This is a genomic window from Streptomyces sp. VRA16 Mangrove soil, assembly GCF_017377775.1.
Taxonomy (GTDB): domain Bacteria; phylum Actinomycetota; class Actinomycetes; order Streptomycetales; family Streptomycetaceae; genus Streptomyces.
In genome coordinates, this window is the sequence record NZ_JAFVLN010000002.1 from 735,534 (window position 1) to 752,025 (window position 16,492).

Genomic DNA, 16,492 nt, shown 5'->3' on the forward strand with positions numbered 1-16,492 from the left:
CATATCGCTTCCCACTGTCACTTGTATTGGACGTCCTTCAATTCCCGCTGCTCTTATGGAAATGCCGAACCAGCCACCGCGGAAGGACAAGGGCCATGACCGAGAGCGCGACCGGGACCGGGACTGGGACCGAGACCGGGACCGGGACCGGGACCGGGACCGGGACCGGGACCGGGACCACGAACGCGTACGACGCACTGCAGGACCTCTACCACCAGCTCGGCATCACCGGTGAACAGGCCGGCGGCAAGGTGACCATCACCGGCGCCGACCCGCTGACCCCCTCCGTGCACCGCATCGGCGAAGCCTGCGCGGCCGCTCTCGCGGCGCTCGGCACCGAGGTGTCGGCGCTGTGGCGGGAGCGCGGCGGGGCCGGTCAGGACGTGACCGTCTCCGTCGAGTCCGCGATCCACCAGCTGATGGCGGTCTTCCTCACCCGGGTCAGCGGCGTGTCCGTGACCGAGCTGGGCGAGGATCCCAACCTGCTGGGCAACAGCGACTTCTACCGCGCCGCCGACGGCCGCCACATCTACGTGCTGCTCTCCTACCCGCAGTTGCGCGACATCGCCTGCGAGGTGCTCGACTGCCCGCCGGACCGGCAGCGCATGGCCGACGCGATCGCGCACTGGGACGCGTTCGCGCTTGAGGAAGCGGTCTGCTCGCGCGGCGGCACCGCCATCGCCGTACGCACGCAAGCGGAGTGGCGCGCCCACCCGCAGGGGCGCCTCCTCGACGGCCGACCGCTGATCCATCTGGAGAAGGTGGCCGACAGTGCGCCCGAGCCCTTCCCGGCCGTCGGGGACCTGCCACTGGCGGGGCTGCGCGTGCTCGACAACTCCCACGTCATCGCAGGCCCGATGGCCGCACGGGTCTCCGCCGAGCTGGGCGCCGACGTCCTGCACGTCTCCTCGCCCGTGCACCCCGACCCCAACGGAATGATCATCGAGACCGGGATCGGCAAGCGCGCCGCCTTCTGCGACCTGCTCGACCCGGCGCAGGCCGCGGCCTTCCGGCAGGTGCTCACCGAGGCGGACGTGTACGTCAGCAACTACCTCAACCTGGACACCAAGGGCTTCGGCCCCGAGGCCCTCTTCGCACAGCGCCCCGGCCTGGTGATCCTCGACTACCACGGCTGGGGCACGACCGGCCCCTGGTCACGGCGCGGCGGCTTCGACCAACTCGCCTGCGCCGCCACCGGATTCGCCGCCGCCGAGGGCTCCTTCGACGCTCCGCGGCTGCCGCCGACCTACCTCCTCAACGACTACCTCGCGGCGATCCTCGGCGCGGCCGGGACGATCGAGGCGCTGCGCCGCCGGGCATGCGAGGGGGGCAGCTGGCGAGTGCACATCGACCTGGCGAAGGTCTGCATGTGGGTGCAGGACCTCGGACTGTTCCCCCGCGCCGCCGTCGCCGCGCTGCCCGCCCCCGACCCGGGGCGCGCCGTAGGTGAACTGGCCACCGTGCAGGGGCCGTTCGGCGAGGTCGGCTACCTGCCCACCCGCATCACGTACTCGACCCTGCGCCCGCACCTGGACCGCGGCGCCGAACCGCTCGGCGCCTCCCCTCTGGCCTGGTGACCCCGCATCAGCCTCACGCCGGCAGGGCGAGAACTGCGCCCCGCCGCTCGGCAGACTCTCCTCCACCTCGCAGGGGGCCGGCCGCCGCCCCTGGTCACGGCGCGGCGGCCTCGCGGCCTCGCTCGCCCTCACCGTCCTCCCCAGCCTCCTGCGTACCTTCCGGGAACCGTTTCCCGCCGTGGCGCTGGACATCCTGGAGATGACGCACTTCTGCCGCGTGCCGTCGGTCCGCCGCTGTACGACCAGATCGTCGATCTCCGCGTCGCCGCGGGCTCCACCCCCTGGTAGCCCCGCACGCCGTGGTACGGCAGACGGTCCGCGCCCTGGTGGAAACCGGTCCAGGCGTGTCGCCGGCCCCAGAGAGGATCCGCCGGATCCGCCTCAAAGGCGTCGTCTTCCGCAGGACCGACCCCCGAACGGCGTGCACACGAGTCGCCGTCGCATGGGGCGAGACCGACCCGACCCCCCCTGATCCCGAGCATCCTGGCGGACCTTGGTCAGGACTCGCCGGACAGACCCCGGACTCTTCGTCGCGCTCCGCGGGCCTGTGCCCGACCAACACACCGCCGCCCGCGTCCTTTCACCACCGAGCGCAACATGTCTGTCGAGGGGGCGCCCACCGCGGGCGCATCGGGTCGACGCGCCGGTATGAACGGCGTATGAAGCCCTTCCCCATCGGCCGCGTTCTGTATTGACGGCCACCGCTCGCCCTGACAGCGTGCGTGATCATGAGGCTCTCCACTGTCCGCACAGGGGTGTGCGTCGCGCTGGTGGCGCGACGCCATGTCGACCTGTGCCGTCAGGCCAGCGCGATCTGTAGCTGAAGGCCGGCCTCTCCCTTCTCCTCTCTCCTCTCTCCTTCTTTTCCTCTCACCCGCCGTGCCCGTCCTGGGACACGGCCGCCTCCGAGGAGCCCATATGTCTGGAATATCCCGCCGTGCCTTCACCAGCCTGATCGGCGGCGGCGCCGCGACGGCCGTCGCAGGCACGGCCGCTACCGCCGAAGCATCCACTCCCGCCGAGCGCCCCTTCCGCGCCCGTGCACATGCCGGCCGGGGCCGGCGGCCGAACATCCTCTTCGTCTTCGCCGACGATCTCGGCTGGGCCGACCTGTCCGTCTACGGCGCCCCGCACATCAGAACCCCGAACCTGGACCGGCTCGCCGCACAGGGCGTGCGGTTCACCGACGCCTACTCCGGGTCGGCGACCTGCTCCCCGACCCGGTTCAGCCTGTACACCGGCCGCTTCCCGGGCCGCACCAAAGGCGGACTCGCCGAGCCCATCGCCAACCGCAGCCAGGGACTGGACCCCGGCCATCCGACCCTCGCCTCGCTGCTGAAGAAGGCGGGGTACTCCACCGCTCTGATCGGCAAGTGGCACTGCGGCTGGCTGCCCGACTACAGCCCGACCAAGTCCGGCTGGGACGAGTTCTTCGGCAACTTCGGCGGAGCCCTCGAGTACTTCTCCAAGCTGGGCCAGCTCGGCGACTACGACCTGTACGAGGGCGATGCCGAGTACAAGGACCTGCGCTACTACACGACCGTCCTGACCGAGCGCGCCGTGGATTATGTCGGCCGGGGGCACGAACAGCCGTGGCTGCTGAACCTGAACTTCACCACGCCGCACTGGCCCTGGCTCACCGAGGACGACGAGGAGACCGGCGCGGAGATCGCCGCGAAGGTCCGCGCCGGCAGCGCGCTCGGCGCACTGCTGCACAACGACGGCGGCTCGGTGACGAAGTACACGGAGATGGTCGAGAGCCTGGACCGGGCCGTCGGCCAGGTGCTGGCCGCGCTGCGCCGCTCCGGGCAGGAGGACAACACCATCGTGGTGTTCTCCTCCGACAACGGCGGTGAGCGCTTCTCCTACCAGTGGCCGCTCAGCGGTGAAAAGGCCTCGCTGCTGGAGGGCGGCATCCGGGTGCCGACGATCCTGCGCTGGCCGGACCGGGTCGACGGCCGGCAGGTCAGCCATGTCCCGGTGTACACGCCGGACTGGACCGCGACCCTGCTGGAGGTGGCCGGCGCCCGACCCGACCCGGCGTACCCGCTGGACGGCCAGAGCCTGGCCGGCTATCTGTTGCGCGGCGAACAGCCGCCGGAACGCGACCTGTTCTGGCGGGTACGCGGCAACCGGGCGCTCAGACGAGGCGACCTCAAGTACTACCGGGACGCCGACGGCAAAGACCACCTCTTCGACCTCGCGGCCGACGCCCGCGAACAGGCCGACCTGGCCTCGGACCAGCCGCAGTTGCTGGCCGAGCTGAAGGCCGGCTGGGAGACGGTGAACGCAACCCTGCTGCCCTACCCGGGCTGACGGCCTCGGGCGGCGCGAGCGCGTGGCCCTCGTGATCCATGGGCCGTCGCATGAGCGCAGCATGTCACCACAGGCGCCCTTCGAGGCATGGTCAAGCCCGGCCCTGCCCTCGGTTCGAGGTCCCCCACGTTGCACACGTGCGGGGACCTCACTGTTTGCCGAGCGCAACCGCTCGACGTGAGGGGCCCGAACCCCAGGGCGTCGAGGCGGAACAGTTGGGCTGCCACCCATCGCCTCCGAAAGATTCGGCGAAATTTTCGATCACTGTCGCAGCAGAGTCATGCCGCGGGACGGGCGTCGCCGGGGCGGGCGTCGCGTCGCCGGGTGTCTCAGTGGTGAGCGACGAGGCGGAGAGGGTCGGGCGGAGGGGGCGGTGTCAGGCCATTCACATGCCGTTTTCGCGGACTCCTCGGCCCACCCTCGATGAGCCGGGCGCCCCTCTTCGCTCATTGAAATCACCGAAACTTTCTCGGACTTCAGGCCGAACAGTGCAGAGGGGTTGACGCACCCCAGCAGTCACCCAGCATTCTTAGCGTCCGAACAGCCGTCACATGTTCGAAACATCGAACCGCCCGCGCCGCCCCGCCGTCCGCTCGCACGCCCCCGCCGCAAGGAGCGTTCTCGATATGTCATGGTCACGCCACGAATCGTTCCGGCCGATGGATCGCCGTTCCGTGCTCGCGACGGGCACGGGCCTGTGTGCGGGAGGCGTCCTGTCCGCCGTCGCCGGCGGAGGTGAGGCGCAGGCCGCGGTGCCGGGCAAAGGACGCGGGCCGGGCGCGGTCACCTACGTCAACCCGGTGCTCTGGCAGGACTTCGCGGACATCGACATCATCCGCGTCGGCGACACGTACTACGCCTCGGCGTCGACGATGCACTACTCGCCCGGAGCGCCGATCCTTCGCTCGTACGACCTCGCGCACTGGGAACTGGCCGGCCACTCGGTGCCGCGTCTGGACTTCGGCGCGAAGTACGACCTCGACGGCGGCCGCGGTTACGTCCGCGGCATCTGGGCCTCGTCACTGGGATACCGGCCGTCCGACAAGAAGTTCTACTGGGTGGGCCAGATCGACTTCGCCAAGACGTATCTGTATACGGCGAGCGCCGTCGAAGGGCCCTGGACCCGGCTGGCCACCCTCGACGCCGTGTACTACGACGCGGGTCTGCTCGTCGACACCGACGACACGCTCTACGTGGCGTACGGGAACACCACCATCCACGTGGCGCAGCTGTCCGCGGACGGGCGTCAACAGGTGCGTACCCAGCAGGTGTTCAGCACCCCGTCGAGCGTCGGCACGCTGGAGGGTTCCCGCTTCTACAAGATCAACGGGAACTACTACATCTTCCTGACCCGGCCGGCCAACGGGCAGTACATCCTGAAGTCGACGAGCGGCCCCTTCGGTCCGTACACGCTGCGGGAGGTGCTGCTCGACCTGCCCGGGCCGATTCCCGGCGGTGGCGTGCCGCACCAGGGCGGCCTGGTCAGGACGCGGCACGGGGACTGGTACTACATGGCGTTCGTCGACGCCTACCCCGGCGGCCGGGTCCCCGCACTGGCGCCGGTCAGCTGGAACTCCGAGGGCTGGCCCACCGTGCGGCTCGTCGACGACGCGTGGGGCAGCTCGTATCCGCTGCCCGTCACGCCTCCGCCGCACCGTGCGGTGGAGCCGATGACCGGCGTCGACGCGTTCACCGGTACGTCGCTGTCGCCCCGGTGGGAGTGGAACCACAACCCCGACGACAGCAAGTGGTCGGTGGGCGACGGACTCACCCTGCGCACCGCGACCGTCACCGACGACCTGTACTGGGCCCGCAACACGCTCACCCACCGCGTTCCCGGCCCGGCCTCCACCGCGACCGCGCTGCTGGACTTCTCCGGGATGCGGGACGGCGACCGGGCCGGCCTCGCCCTGTTGCGCGACTCGTCCGCGTACATCGGCGTCGTACGGGACGGGGGCGGCGCCCAAGTGGTGATGGTCGACGGACTCACCATGGACGCCAACTGGAACACCACCGGCACCGGCACGGTGCGTGCGAGCGCCGGCCTGCCCGGTGACCGCGTGTGGCTGCGGGCCACGGCGGACATCACGCCCGGCACGGGCCGGACCGCCCGGTTCTCCTACAGCACCGACGGCACCCGCTTCACCCCCCTCGGGACCGCGTTCACCCTCAACAACGCCTGGCAGTTCTTCATGGGCTACCGCTACGCCCTCTTCAACTTCGCCACCGGCTCGCTCGGCGGCTCCGTACGGGTCACGCGCGTCGAGGTCTCCGCTCCCTGACCGCTCGCGCGAGCCCCAACCGCCGGACAGGGACGGCACGTTCACCTGCACCCCACATCAGGAGGACCACATGACCGCAGGAAGACGAGGAGACAGAGGACTGCGGCGCGGGCGACGCGGGACCGTGGCCGTCACGGTGGCGGCGCTGCTCGCCGGGCTGTGCCTCGCACTCACCGCGGCCCCCGCGTCGGCGGCCTCGGTCGACACGGGCGCCTGGTACGTCCTGGTCAACCGCGGCAGCGGCAAGGCGCTCGACGTCACCGACCGCAACGCGGACAACGGCACGGGCATGCAGCAGTACACCCGTAACGACGGCGCCTGGCAGCAATGGCGATTCGTCGACACGGGCAACGGGACGTACGAGGTCCGCTCCCGCTTCACCGGCAAGGTGCTCGACGTGGCCGGGGCGTCCACCGCCGACGGCGCCCGCATCCAGCAGTGGGACGACGCAGGCGGCACCAACCAGCGGTTCACGCTCGCCGACTCCACCGACGGGTACGTCCGGCTGATCGGGCGGGGCAGCGGCAAGGCCGTCGGTGTGTCGGGGTCATCAACCGCCGACGGTGCGGCGGTCGTTCAGGCCACCGACACGCAAGCCGCGGCGCAGCAGTGGCAGTTGGTGCGGACCGCGACCGTCTCCACCGCCCTGACGTCGTCGCCGTCCTGGGTGTCGACCGGCGTCCTGGCCGGGCCCCAGTCGGACGCCACGCACAGCCTCGCCTCGATCAAGGACTTCTCGGTCATCCGGTACAACGGCAAGTACCACGTGTACGCCACCACGGCCAGCACGTCCGGCGGCTGGAACCTGGAGTACTTCAGCTTCGACAAGTGGGCGGACGCCGCCTCGGCCACCCAGCACTACCTCGACGCCTCGGGCATCGGGACGGGCTACCGCGCCGCGCCCCAGGTCTTCTACAACTCCGCGCAGGCCCTCTGGTACATGGTCTACCAGACCGGCCCGCCGACCTACTCGACGACGACCGACCCCTCCGACCCGTCCTCCTGGTCGGCGCCGAAGACGTTCATCGCGTCCGAGCCCGCGGTCGTGACGCAGAACAAGGGCAACGGCGGCTGGATCGACTTCTGGACGATCTGCGACACGTCGAACTGCTACCTGTTCTTCAGCGACGACAACGGCCACCTGTACCGCGCGCAGACCAGCCTCGCGAACTTCCCGAACGGCTTCGGCAACACCCAGATCGTCATGACGGACTCCAAGTACGCGCTCTTCGAGGCCTCGAACGTCTACAAGGTGTCCGGCACCGGCCAGTACCTCCTCGTCGTCGAGGCGATCGGCGCGAACGGACGCTACTTCCGCTCCTGGACGTCGTCGAGCCTCACCGGTACCTGGTCCCCGCAGGCGACCACCGAGAGCGCCCCGTTCGCCGGCAAGGCCAACGTCTCGTTCAACGGCTCCGCCTGGACGAACGACATCAGTCACGGCGAGATGGTCCGGGCGAGCAACGACCAGACGCTGACGATCGACCCCTGCCATCTGCAGTACGTGTATCAGGGCCGCGACCCGAGCTCCGGCGGGGACTACTCACAACTCCCCTACCGGATGGGCCTGTTGACCCAGTCCAACTCCTCCTGCTGACCCGGCACCACCCCACGGCCCGCACCCCCCATGTGAAGGAGAACCCCATGACCAGACGGAACCGGCACGGCCGCTCACGGCGGCTGGTGCTCGCGGCAGTCGGATGGACGGTCACCGCGACCCTGGCATTCGTCGGCGCCGCGAGCACCCCGGCCGCCGCCGCGGCGAGTTCACTCGGGGCCGCCGCGGCGCAGTCGGGCCGCTACTTCGGCACGGCCGTCGCCGCGTCCAAGCTCGGCGACTCGACGTACTCGACCGTTCTCGACCGCGAGTTCAACATGATCACCGCGGAGAACGAGATGAAGTGGGACACCGTCGAACCGTCCCGCGGCTCGTTCAACTTCGGCCCCGGCGACCAGATCATGAACCACGCGCAGGCGCACGACCAGCGGATGCGCGGGCACACCCTCGTCTGGCACTCCCAGCTGCCCAGCTGGGTCTCCTCCATCGGTGACGCCACGACGCTGCGCAGCGTGATGGACAACCACATCACCCAGACGATGGCGCACTACCAGGGCAAGATCTACGCCTGGGACGTCGTCAACGAGGCGTTCGCCGACGGCTCCAGCGGCGCACACCGCTCCTCGGTCTTCCAGAACGTCCTCGGCGACGGCTTCATCGAGGAGGCGTTCCGCACCGCGCGCACCGCCGACCCCGCCGCCAAGCTCTGCTACAACGACTACAACATCGAGAACTGGAGCGACGCCAAGACCCAGGGCGTGTACCGCATGGTGCGCGACTTCAAGGCCCGGGGCGTGCCGATCGACTGCGTCGGGTTCCAGAGCCACTTCAGCTCCAGCGGGCCGCCGGCGAGCTTCCAGACCACGCTGGCGAACTTCGCGGCGCTCGGCGTCGACGTCCAGATCACCGAACTCGACATCGCGCAGGCTCCGGCCACGGCGTACGCGAACACCGTCCAGGCCTGCCTGAACGTCGCCCGCTGCACCGGCGTCACCGTCTGGGGCATCCGGGACAGCGACTCCTGGCGCACCGGTGAGAACCCCCTGCTGTTCGACAACAACGGCAACCCCAAGGCGGCGTACACCGCGGCGCTGAACACCTTGAACGGCTCCTCCACGACGCCTCCCGCGACGGGCGCCGGCCAGATCAAGGGGACCGGTTCCGGACGGTGTCTGGACGACCCGAACTCGTCCGTCACCGACGGCACGCAGCTCCAGCTGTGGGACTGCTCCGGCGCGGCCAACCAGCAGTGGACCTACACCTCCGCGGGCGAGTTGCGGATCATGGGCGACAAGTGCCTGGACGCGGCGGGCACGGGCAACGGGGCCACGGCGCAGATCTACACGTGCTGGGGCGGCGACAACCAGAAGTGGCGGATCAACGCCGACGGCACCATCACCGGAGTCCAGTCCGGGCTGTGCCTGGACGCGGTCGGCGCCGGCACCGCCAACGGCACGAAGATCCAGCTGTACACCTGCGCGAACGCCGCCAACCAGAAGTGGACGTTCAGCGGCACCACCGCGGCCGCTTCGTCCTAGAGTCCTGGAGCAGGCTCCGGCTCCGCCCTGCCGGTCCCCCGCGTGGTTTCCGCGCGGGGGCCAGGTAGTGATGAACCGGCTCGTTTCCTTTCGTATCATCACGTGATGGGCCATGAGGATGGGGACGCGGCGCCGTTCGGGCGGATGCTGCGGGCGTTGCGGCAGGAACGGCGGCTGACGATCGAGGAGCTGGCCGAGGCGTCGGGCGTCTCGGGGCGGGCCATCGGGGACATGGAGCGCGGCCGGAGCCGACGCCCGCACCGCGGCACCGTCACCGCGCTCGCGCAGGGGCTGCGCCTCGGCCAGGCGGCGCACACGGAGCTGCTGAACGCGGCCCGTGCCGCCCGCGTCGGCGCGCAGAGCCCGCAGCCGGTCAAGGCCGTCCCGTTCGCGCTGCCCCGCGGCGTACGCGACTTCGTCGGCCGGGGCCGCGAGCTGACCACCCTGCGCACCCTCGCGCAGGAGGCCGCGCAGGAGCCGCGCGAAGGTACCTCGGCGCCGCCCGTGGCCGTGGTGTCCGGCCCGCCCGGCAGCGGCAAGACGACCCTGGCGGTGCGGCTGGCCGAGGAGCTGGGGCCGGTCTCCCCCGACGGGACGTTCCTGGTGGACATGCGCGGTCTGGAGGCACAGCCGCTCACGACGGAGGAGACCGTGCTGCGGCTGCTCGCCGCGTGGGGCGTCGGCGACGGCGAGCTGAGCCAGCACGGCGCCGAGGAGCACCTGGCCCGCTACCACGCGGTCGCGGCCGGGCTGCGCGCGGTGCTGGTCCTGGACAACGCGGCCGACGAGGCGCAGATCAGACCGCTGCTGCCGCGTGAGGGGCGGCTGCTCGTGGTGGTGACGAGCCGGCGCACGCTCGCCGGCCTCGAAGGGGTCCGGCGCGTCGAGCTGGGTGCGCTGTCGGACGCGGAGTCCGCCGCCCTGCTGCGCGCCGTGCTCGGTGCCGGGCGGGTGGACGCCGAGCCGGTGGCCGCGGACACCGTGACCGAGCTGTGCGGTCATCTCCCGCTGGCCCTGCGGGTGGCGGCCAACTGGGCGGCCACCCGCAGCAATTGGAGCCTGCGGCGGCTCGCGGACCGGCTCGCCGACGAGGAGCGCAGGCTGGACGCGCTGAGCGCGGGCGACCTGCGGGTCGGCGCCGCGTTCGGGCTTTCGTACTCACGTCTCGCCCCCGAGGCCGCCCGGATGTTCCGGCTCCTGTCGCTCGTACCGGGGCAGGACTTCTCGCTGGCCCCGGCCGCCGTGCTCGCGGGCGCCGCCCCGCACGACGCCGAGGACGTCCTGGAGGAACTCCTGGAAGCGGGGCTGCTGATGACCTCGCGCGAGGACCGCTACCGCTTCCACGACCTGCTGCGGCTGTACGCCGGTGCACGGCTGCGCGCCGAGGACGGGGCACAGATCGCGTCGGCCGCACGGACCCGGCTGCGGCACTGGCTGCTCGACACGGCCGTTCTCGCGGGCCGCTGGCACGAGCCGGGCTACGGTGCGCCGCCGCCCGACCCGGGACGTCTCGTCCCGCTCGACGACAGCGAGCAGGCGATGCGCTGGATCAAGACCGAGCGGGACAACTGGATCGCGGCGTTCCGCGACGCCGCGGAGCAGGGCGAGCACCGCCGGGTCGCCGAACTCGCCGAGGCCATGCACTGGTTCTCGGACCACTGGGTGTCCTCCGGCGTCTGGGTCGAGGTCTACGAGCGTGCCGCCGCGGCCGCCGCGGCGCTGGACGACGCCGCCCTGGAGGCCACCCACCGCAACTACCTCGCCTGGGCGTACCAGGCGTGCGAGGGCCGCTACGACGAGGCCGTCGCGTCGGCCACGTCCGCGCTGGCCCGTGCGGAGCAGGCCGGGGACATCGTCCAGCGGGCCTGGGCGTACAACTATCTCGGCTGGCTGAAGACGGTGCGGGGCGACTTCGGCGACGCCGTCGAGCCCTACCGGCTGGCCATGGAGCTGTTCGACGCGGCGGACGACATCACCGGCTATCTGGCGGTGTCCGGCGGGATGACGCGGGTGCTGAACGTGGTCGGCCGGCCGAAGGAGGCCCTGGAGAACCACGAGCGGGTCATGGCGGTCATCACCGACCCGCGCAACAGCGACCGGATCCCGCCCAGCGTACGGGACTTCAGCATCCTCGCGGCCGTGTACGCGGTGTCGTACGTGCATCTGCGCCAGGAGGACTGGCAGCGCGCGGCGGACGCGCTGTTCGAGGTGCGGGAGCAGTTCGCGCCCCGCGGCTGGTATCTACAGGCGGGCAGGGTCCATCTGTATCTGGCCCGCTGCCTCGCGCATCTCGGCCGGACGTCCGAGGCCGCCGACGAGTACCGCGCCGTGCTCGCGTCGGAGGAGCGCCTCCCGCCCGACCTGCCCGCCGACGCCCGCGCGGGCCTCGACGCGCTGGCCGCGGGGCTGCCGGTCCCGGACGCCCGGATCACCTGGTGACGCGCCGGCGTGCGGGTCAGAACCCCGCCGCCGCCCGCCCCGAGTCACCGGCGTCCCCCGCGGCTCCCTCGGCCCCGGTGTCCCCCAGCGCCTGCCATTCCCGGGGCGTCACTCCGTAGGCCTCGCGGAACGCGCGGCTGAAGTGGCTCGCGCTGACGAACCCCCAGCGCCGGCCGACGGCCGCCACCCCCAGGCCGAGGGCCGGGGAACGGAGCAGGTCGCGGCGGCACCGCTCCAGGCGGCGGCTGCGGATCCAGCCGCCGACCGTGGTCCCCTCCGACTGGAACAGCTTGTGGAGGTAGCGGACCGACATGTGGTGAGCGGCGGCGATGCCGGACGGGGAGAGACCCGGGTCCGGCAGATGGCGCAGGATGTGGTCCTTGACCCGGACCAGATGCGCCGCTGCGGTCTCCGGAGCCTGCGGGGTGAGACGGCCGCAGCGCTCGTCGATGAGCAGCGCCAGCAGGTCGACGGCCGTCGCGGCGATCTGCCGGCCCATGGGGGCGTCGAAGCGCGCGGCCTCGCGTGCCACGCCCGCGAAGTGGTTCGCCACGACGGCGGCGGTGCCCTCGCGGCCGGAGAACGTGGTCGCGGTCACCGCCTGCAGGTCCTGGTCCCTGACCCGGAGTTCCTCGCGGGGGAACTGGAAGGACGTGAACCGGAACTCCTCCCGGACCTGCTTGCGCAGCAACCGGGAGGCGTCGGAGAGGGAGAACTCGCCCGGTCCGACCACGGACTCCCGCCCGTTCTGCTCCTTGACCGCGGTGCCCCGGTGCTGGAAGGAGAGGATGACGACCTCAAGACCGTCCCGCGCGATCAGGCGCTTGCTGCGCCGTGCCACCTGCGGACCGCCCTGGACGTCGATCACCCGCATCGCGCCGAGCCGTTCGCCGGTGATCCGGCCCGGCCGCGCTTCCTCCCCCAGCAGTTCGACATCGAGCGGGACGAACGCGCGCGACACCACGTCGCGCCAGCTCTCCGCCCGGTCCGCAGCCGACAGTGACATGGTGGAAAGGACGTCCGACACCTGGCCCCCTGTACATCGTGGCCGGCTCACGGGCCCGATCCCGTCGCCGACAGAACGATGTCATCACCCAGGCCGCGGAAGGACCAGGCAGAACCGGAGGAAGAATTCGTTACGTCCTCTTTCCCGGCTCTTCCCCGGCTCGTCCCGGCTCGCCCCGGTCCTTGCCGGATTCTGGCCGGATCCTTGCCGGTGGGTCCGTCAGGCGCGTACCAGAGGGGTGTCGACGAGGTGCTCGGCCAGGAACCAGGTCTGCAGCTCGCCGGTCCTGATCACCTGGGAGACCAGCAGGTCGTTGGTGCCGTCGTCCCCCGCGTCGGCCGCGCGGGCCGCCGCCTCGTGCGCGTCGACCAGGATGGACTCATGGGCCTCCAGGAGGCGCGAGAGCATCGCCGGGACCTCCTCCACGCCGTCCGGGGGCCGCGGGATCGAGGTGAGTTCTGCGACGTGCCGGGGGTCACCGACCGCGACGCCGCCCAGGGTCTGGACCCGCTCGGCGAGGGTGTCGACGAGGTCGAGCTGTTCCCCCGCGTGCTTGTCCAGCACGAGATGGAGCTGGTAGAAGGTCGCCCCGCGCATCAGCCAGTGGTGCTTCTTGTAGAGGCCGTAGAGGATCTGTGTGTCGGCCAGAACCTTGTTGAGGCGCTGGCAGGAGTACATGCGGGCGTCGTAGGAGAGGCCGAGCGGGAACTGCTTGACGGTCCCGAACTCCTGGATGATCTCGCCCTTCTGGTGCAGCCGGGGCTGGCTGCTCGGCCGTGCCGTTTCGTTGGTCATGGTCCGCCTCCTGCGGTCGTTGGGGTGTGCCTGGTGGTACGGGTACGAGCGGGCCGGGCCGGGGGTGCGGGGCGCACTCCCGGCCCGGGACCGGGGCCGAGAGGTCAGGCCGTCGCGCGGACAGCCTCGCGGATCAGGTGGGCGACCTCGGCGGGCCGGGAGACGGCGACGGCGTGCGAGGCCCCGTCGAGCTCGACGACGTTCGCCTTGGCGCGCTCGGCGCCGAACCGCTCGACCTCGGGGTTGATGGCCTCGTCCGCGCCGGCCACGAGGGCCCAGGACGGCTTGGTCCGCCACGCGGCGGCGGTGGCCTTCTCCTCGAACACGGAGGCGGCGAGCGGGCGTTGGGCCACGGCCAGGACCTCGGTGACCTCGGCCGGCACGTCGGCGGCGAAGATCGCGGGGAAGGCGTCGGCGGCGATCGTGACCTCGACAGCGGGGTCGCCGCCCTCGACGGGGTAGGTCCACTCCTTCAGGTTGCTCACCAGCGGGGACAGCGGGTACCGGCCCTGGAGCTCACCGAGGCTCTCGCCCTCGTCGGGCACGTACGCGGCCACGTAGACGAGGCCGACGACGTTCTCGGTGGCGCCGGCCACGGTGATGAGCGCGCCGCCGTAGGAGTGTCCGACGAGGACGACGGGGCCGTCGATCTGTGCGGCGACCGACGCCACGTAGGCGGCATCGGAAGCGAGTCCGCGCAGCGGGTTGGGCGGGGCGATCACGGGAATGTCGTGGCGCTGGAGCTCGGCGATGACACCGGACCAGCTCGTCGCGTCGGCGAAGGCGCCGTGGACGAGGACGACGGTGGGGGTGGCTGTGGAGCCGGACATTGAGGATCACTCCTTGATAGGGGGCACCGCATTCGGAGCAAGCGGACCGGCGACGCGGTCCGCGGCACCGGAAGGTCCGCGGTGTGGTGGGACAGGACGGAAGCCGACAGCCCGGCACACCCGGGCGACGGCGGCCGGGCGACGTGGGCCGACGGTGTTGATCGGACGGTGTGGCCGGTCGGTTTTGGCCGGACGGTTCGGCCGGACGGCTAGCCCGGGCGGTGAGGTCCGCCAGCACGGCCGGACAACAAGACCGGACGGCGAGCCCGGTCGATGTGGCCGGTCCGTTCGGCCGAACGGTTCGGCGGGACGGCTAGCCCGGACCGTGAGGTCCGCCAGCACGCCCGGACAACAAGACCGGACGGCGAGCCCGGCCGATGTGGCCGGTCCGTTTCGGCCGGACGACTGGCCCGGACCGTGAGGTCCGCCAGCACGCCCGGACAACAAGACCGGACGGCGAGCCCGGCCGATGTTGCCGGCCCATGTGGCCGCATGGCGAGCCCGGCCGATGTGGCCGGTCCGTTCGGCCGAACGGTTCGGCCGGACGGCTAGCCCGGACCGTGAGGTCCGCCAGCACGCCCGGACAACAAGACCGGACAGCGCGCCCGGTTCATGTGCCCGGCCGATGTGGCCGACCGATGCGGCCGGTCGGCGACCCCGGACAACAAAACCGGACGCTGAGACCGGACGGTGAGACCGTACGGCGAGCCCGGGCCGTGAGGTCCGCCAGCGTGGTCGGACGCCGTGTGGGGGCGTCACGACCCGGCGATCCGGTCGGACGTCGCGCGGGCCGTGAGGTCCGCCAGCGTGGTCGGACGCCGTGCGGGGGGGCGTCACGACCCGGCGATCCGGTCGGACGTCGCGCGGGCGTCACGACGGGGCCCTGCCTGCAGCGGCAGGCCCGACGGCCCGCCCGGTGCGGGGTCGCGCACCGGGCAGCACGGTCAGGCCTGGTGCAGCGCCGTGCGCAGGGTGTTCGTGGCGAGCGTGATGGCGGCCTCGGCGGCGTGCGTCTCGCGCAGGGCGTTGAGCATCACGAAGTCGTGGATGACACCCTGGAAGCGGACGGCGGTGACGGGGACGCCGGCCTGGCGGAGCTTGTTGGCGTACGCCTCGCCCTCGTCGCGCAGCACATCGGCCTCGCCGGTGATCACCAATGCCGGAGGCAGGTCGGCGAGTTGCTCGACGGTGGCGCGCAGCGGCGACGCGGTGATCTGCGCGCGCTCGGCCTCGTCCGTCGTGTACTGGTCCCAGAACCACTGCATCCCGTCGCGGCGCAGGAAGTAGCCGGTGGCGAACTGCTGGTAGGAGCCTGTGTCGAACGCCGCGTCCGTCACCGGGTAGAACAGGACCTGCTGGAGCAGCGGGACGCCGCCGCGCTCCTTGGCCATGAGGGTGAGCGCGGCGGTCATGTTGCCGCCGACCGAGTCACCGGCGACGGCGATGCGCGTGGCGTCCAGGCCCTTGCCCGCGCCCTGCTCGACGACCCACCGGGCGACGGTGAAGTTCTGCTCGATGGCGACCGGGTAGCGGGCCTCGGGCGAGAGGTCGTACTCGGGGAAGACGACGGCGGCACCGGCACCGACGGCGAGTTCCCGCACGAGCCGGTCGTGCGTGTGGGCGTTGCCGAACACCCAGCCCGCGCCGTGGATGTAGATGATCACCGGGAGGGGGCCCGTGGCGCCGGCCGGCCTGACGATCCGGGTGCGTACGCTGCCGGTCGGGCCGCCGGGGACGGTGATCCACTCCTCGTCGACGGCGGGCTTGGCGATCTCGCCGGACTGCACCTCGTCGACGGTCTTGCGCCCTTCGGCCGGGGGCAGTTCGAACAGGTACGGGGGGTTGGCGGTGGCCTCGGCGAAGGCGGCCGCGGCGGCTTCGAGAACCGGCTGGACCGGTTCCACAGCGTCGGACATGTGCAACTCCAGTGATGTACGGGGAGCACCGGCCGTTCCGGTGTTCCGGCCCGGACACCGCTGCGGGCGGTTCCCGAACCATTCGCCGCAACGCTAATTCGGCCGTGTGCGGGGGAATTGCTCCGGCGTGCACCACTGCTGTCCTCACCGCGCACAGCCGTGTCGTGCACGGTGAGGCAAAAGCCGGTGCTCCGACGGAACAGCGGGCGGGTTCCCACCGCGCTTATGGTGAGGG

At 71.4% G+C, this 16,492-nt stretch carries 11 protein-coding genes; 7 read left to right on the forward strand and 4 right to left on the reverse strand.

Translation table 11 applies throughout. The annotated features are described in order from the left end of the window. The first annotated feature begins 95 nt into the window (after nt 1-95). From J3486_RS09070 to J3486_RS09095, 7 genes are all read left to right on the forward strand, one after another. On the forward strand, nt 96-1,577 hold the full coding sequence (locus tag J3486_RS09070) for a CoA transferase (RefSeq protein WP_207819633.1): 1,482 nt from the start codon (nt 96-98) through the stop codon (nt 1,575-1,577). Between the two features lie 728 nt (nt 1,578-2,305). After that, nucleotides 2,306-2,401, forward strand: a complete 96-nt coding sequence (locus tag J3486_RS45170) for a putative leader peptide (RefSeq protein ID WP_374194702.1) — start codon at nt 2,306-2,308, stop codon at nt 2,399-2,401. A gap of 94 nt (nt 2,402-2,495) precedes the next feature. Further along, a complete protein-coding gene (locus tag J3486_RS09075) occupies nt 2,496-3,893 on the forward strand; it encodes a sulfatase-like hydrolase/transferase (RefSeq protein ID WP_207819634.1) in 1,398 nt (465 codons plus the stop codon). A 659-nt stretch (nt 3,894-4,552) separates the two neighbouring features. Next, nucleotides 4,553-6,175, forward strand: a complete 1,623-nt coding sequence (locus J3486_RS09080) for a glycoside hydrolase 43 family protein (RefSeq protein WP_207819635.1) — start codon at nt 4,553-4,555, stop codon at nt 6,173-6,175. A gap of 70 nt (nt 6,176-6,245) precedes the next feature. Continuing rightward, nucleotides 6,246-7,772, forward strand: a complete 1,527-nt coding sequence (locus J3486_RS09085; RefSeq protein WP_207819636.1) for a non-reducing end alpha-L-arabinofuranosidase family hydrolase — start codon at nt 6,246-6,248, stop codon at nt 7,770-7,772. A 47-nt stretch (nt 7,773-7,819) separates the two neighbouring features. Beyond that, nucleotides 7,820-9,271, forward strand: a complete 1,452-nt coding sequence (locus J3486_RS09090; protein WP_207819637.1) for an endo-1,4-beta-xylanase — start codon at nt 7,820-7,822, stop codon at nt 9,269-9,271. Between the two features lie 105 nt (nt 9,272-9,376). Then, on the forward strand, nt 9,377-11,710 hold the full coding sequence (locus tag J3486_RS09095) for a helix-turn-helix domain-containing protein (protein WP_207819638.1): 2,334 nt from the start codon (nt 9,377-9,379) through the stop codon (nt 11,708-11,710). A 16-nt stretch (nt 11,711-11,726) separates the two neighbouring features. Here J3486_RS09095 and J3486_RS09100 read toward each other — a convergent pair whose 3' ends face one another. From J3486_RS09100 to J3486_RS09115, 4 genes are all read right to left on the reverse strand, one after another. Then, nucleotides 11,727-12,716 carry a helix-turn-helix domain-containing protein gene (locus tag J3486_RS09100; RefSeq protein ID WP_229377686.1) on the reverse strand — a complete coding sequence of 330 codons (990 nt, stop codon included), beginning with the start codon at nt 12,714-12,716 and terminating at the stop codon, nt 11,727-11,729. Between the two features lie 219 nt (nt 12,717-12,935). After that, on the reverse strand, nt 12,936-13,511 hold the full coding sequence (locus J3486_RS09105; protein ID WP_207819640.1) for a Dps family protein: 576 nt from the start codon (nt 13,509-13,511) through the stop codon (nt 12,936-12,938). 104 nt (nt 13,512-13,615) lie between these two features. Then, nucleotides 13,616-14,341, reverse strand: coding sequence for an alpha/beta fold hydrolase (locus tag J3486_RS09110; RefSeq protein ID WP_207819641.1), 726 nt, complete (start codon nt 14,339-14,341; stop codon nt 13,616-13,618). A gap of 944 nt (nt 14,342-15,285) precedes the next feature. Then, on the reverse strand, nt 15,286-16,257 hold the full coding sequence (locus tag J3486_RS09115) for an alpha/beta hydrolase (protein WP_207819642.1): 972 nt from the start codon (nt 16,255-16,257) through the stop codon (nt 15,286-15,288). Between the last annotated feature and the right edge of the window lie 235 nt (nt 16,258-16,492).

Bases quoted from the DNA above. Each gene is read 5' to 3' on its own strand.
- J3486_RS09085 (WP_207819636.1), top strand. From the start codon at position 6,246: ATGACCGCAGGAAGACGAGGAGACAGAGGACTGCGGCGCGGGCGACGC.
- J3486_RS45170 (WP_374194702.1), top strand. From the start codon at position 2,306: ATGAGGCTCTCCACTGTCCGCACAGGGGTGTGCGTCGCGCTGGTGGCG.
- J3486_RS09090 (WP_207819637.1), top strand. From the start codon at position 7,820: ATGACCAGACGGAACCGGCACGGCCGCTCACGGCGGCTGGTGCTCGCG.
- J3486_RS09115 (WP_207819642.1), bottom strand. From the start codon at position 16,257: ATGTCCGACGCTGTGGAACCGGTCCAGCCGGTTCTCGAAGCCGCCGCG.
- J3486_RS09070 (WP_207819633.1), top strand. From the start codon at position 96: ATGACCGAGAGCGCGACCGGGACCGGGACTGGGACCGAGACCGGGACC.
- J3486_RS09080 (WP_207819635.1), top strand. From the start codon at position 4,553: ATGGATCGCCGTTCCGTGCTCGCGACGGGCACGGGCCTGTGTGCGGGA.
- J3486_RS09100 (WP_229377686.1), bottom strand. From the start codon at position 12,716: ATGTCACTGTCGGCTGCGGACCGGGCGGAGAGCTGGCGCGACGTGGTG.
- J3486_RS09095 (WP_207819638.1), top strand. From the start codon at position 9,377: ATGGGCCATGAGGATGGGGACGCGGCGCCGTTCGGGCGGATGCTGCGG.
- J3486_RS09075 (WP_207819634.1), top strand. From the start codon at position 2,496: ATGTCTGGAATATCCCGCCGTGCCTTCACCAGCCTGATCGGCGGCGGC.
- J3486_RS09110 (WP_207819641.1), bottom strand. From the start codon at position 14,341: ATGTCCGGCTCCACAGCCACCCCCACCGTCGTCCTCGTCCACGGCGCC.
- J3486_RS09105 (WP_207819640.1), bottom strand. From the start codon at position 13,511: ATGACCAACGAAACGGCACGGCCGAGCAGCCAGCCCCGGCTGCACCAG.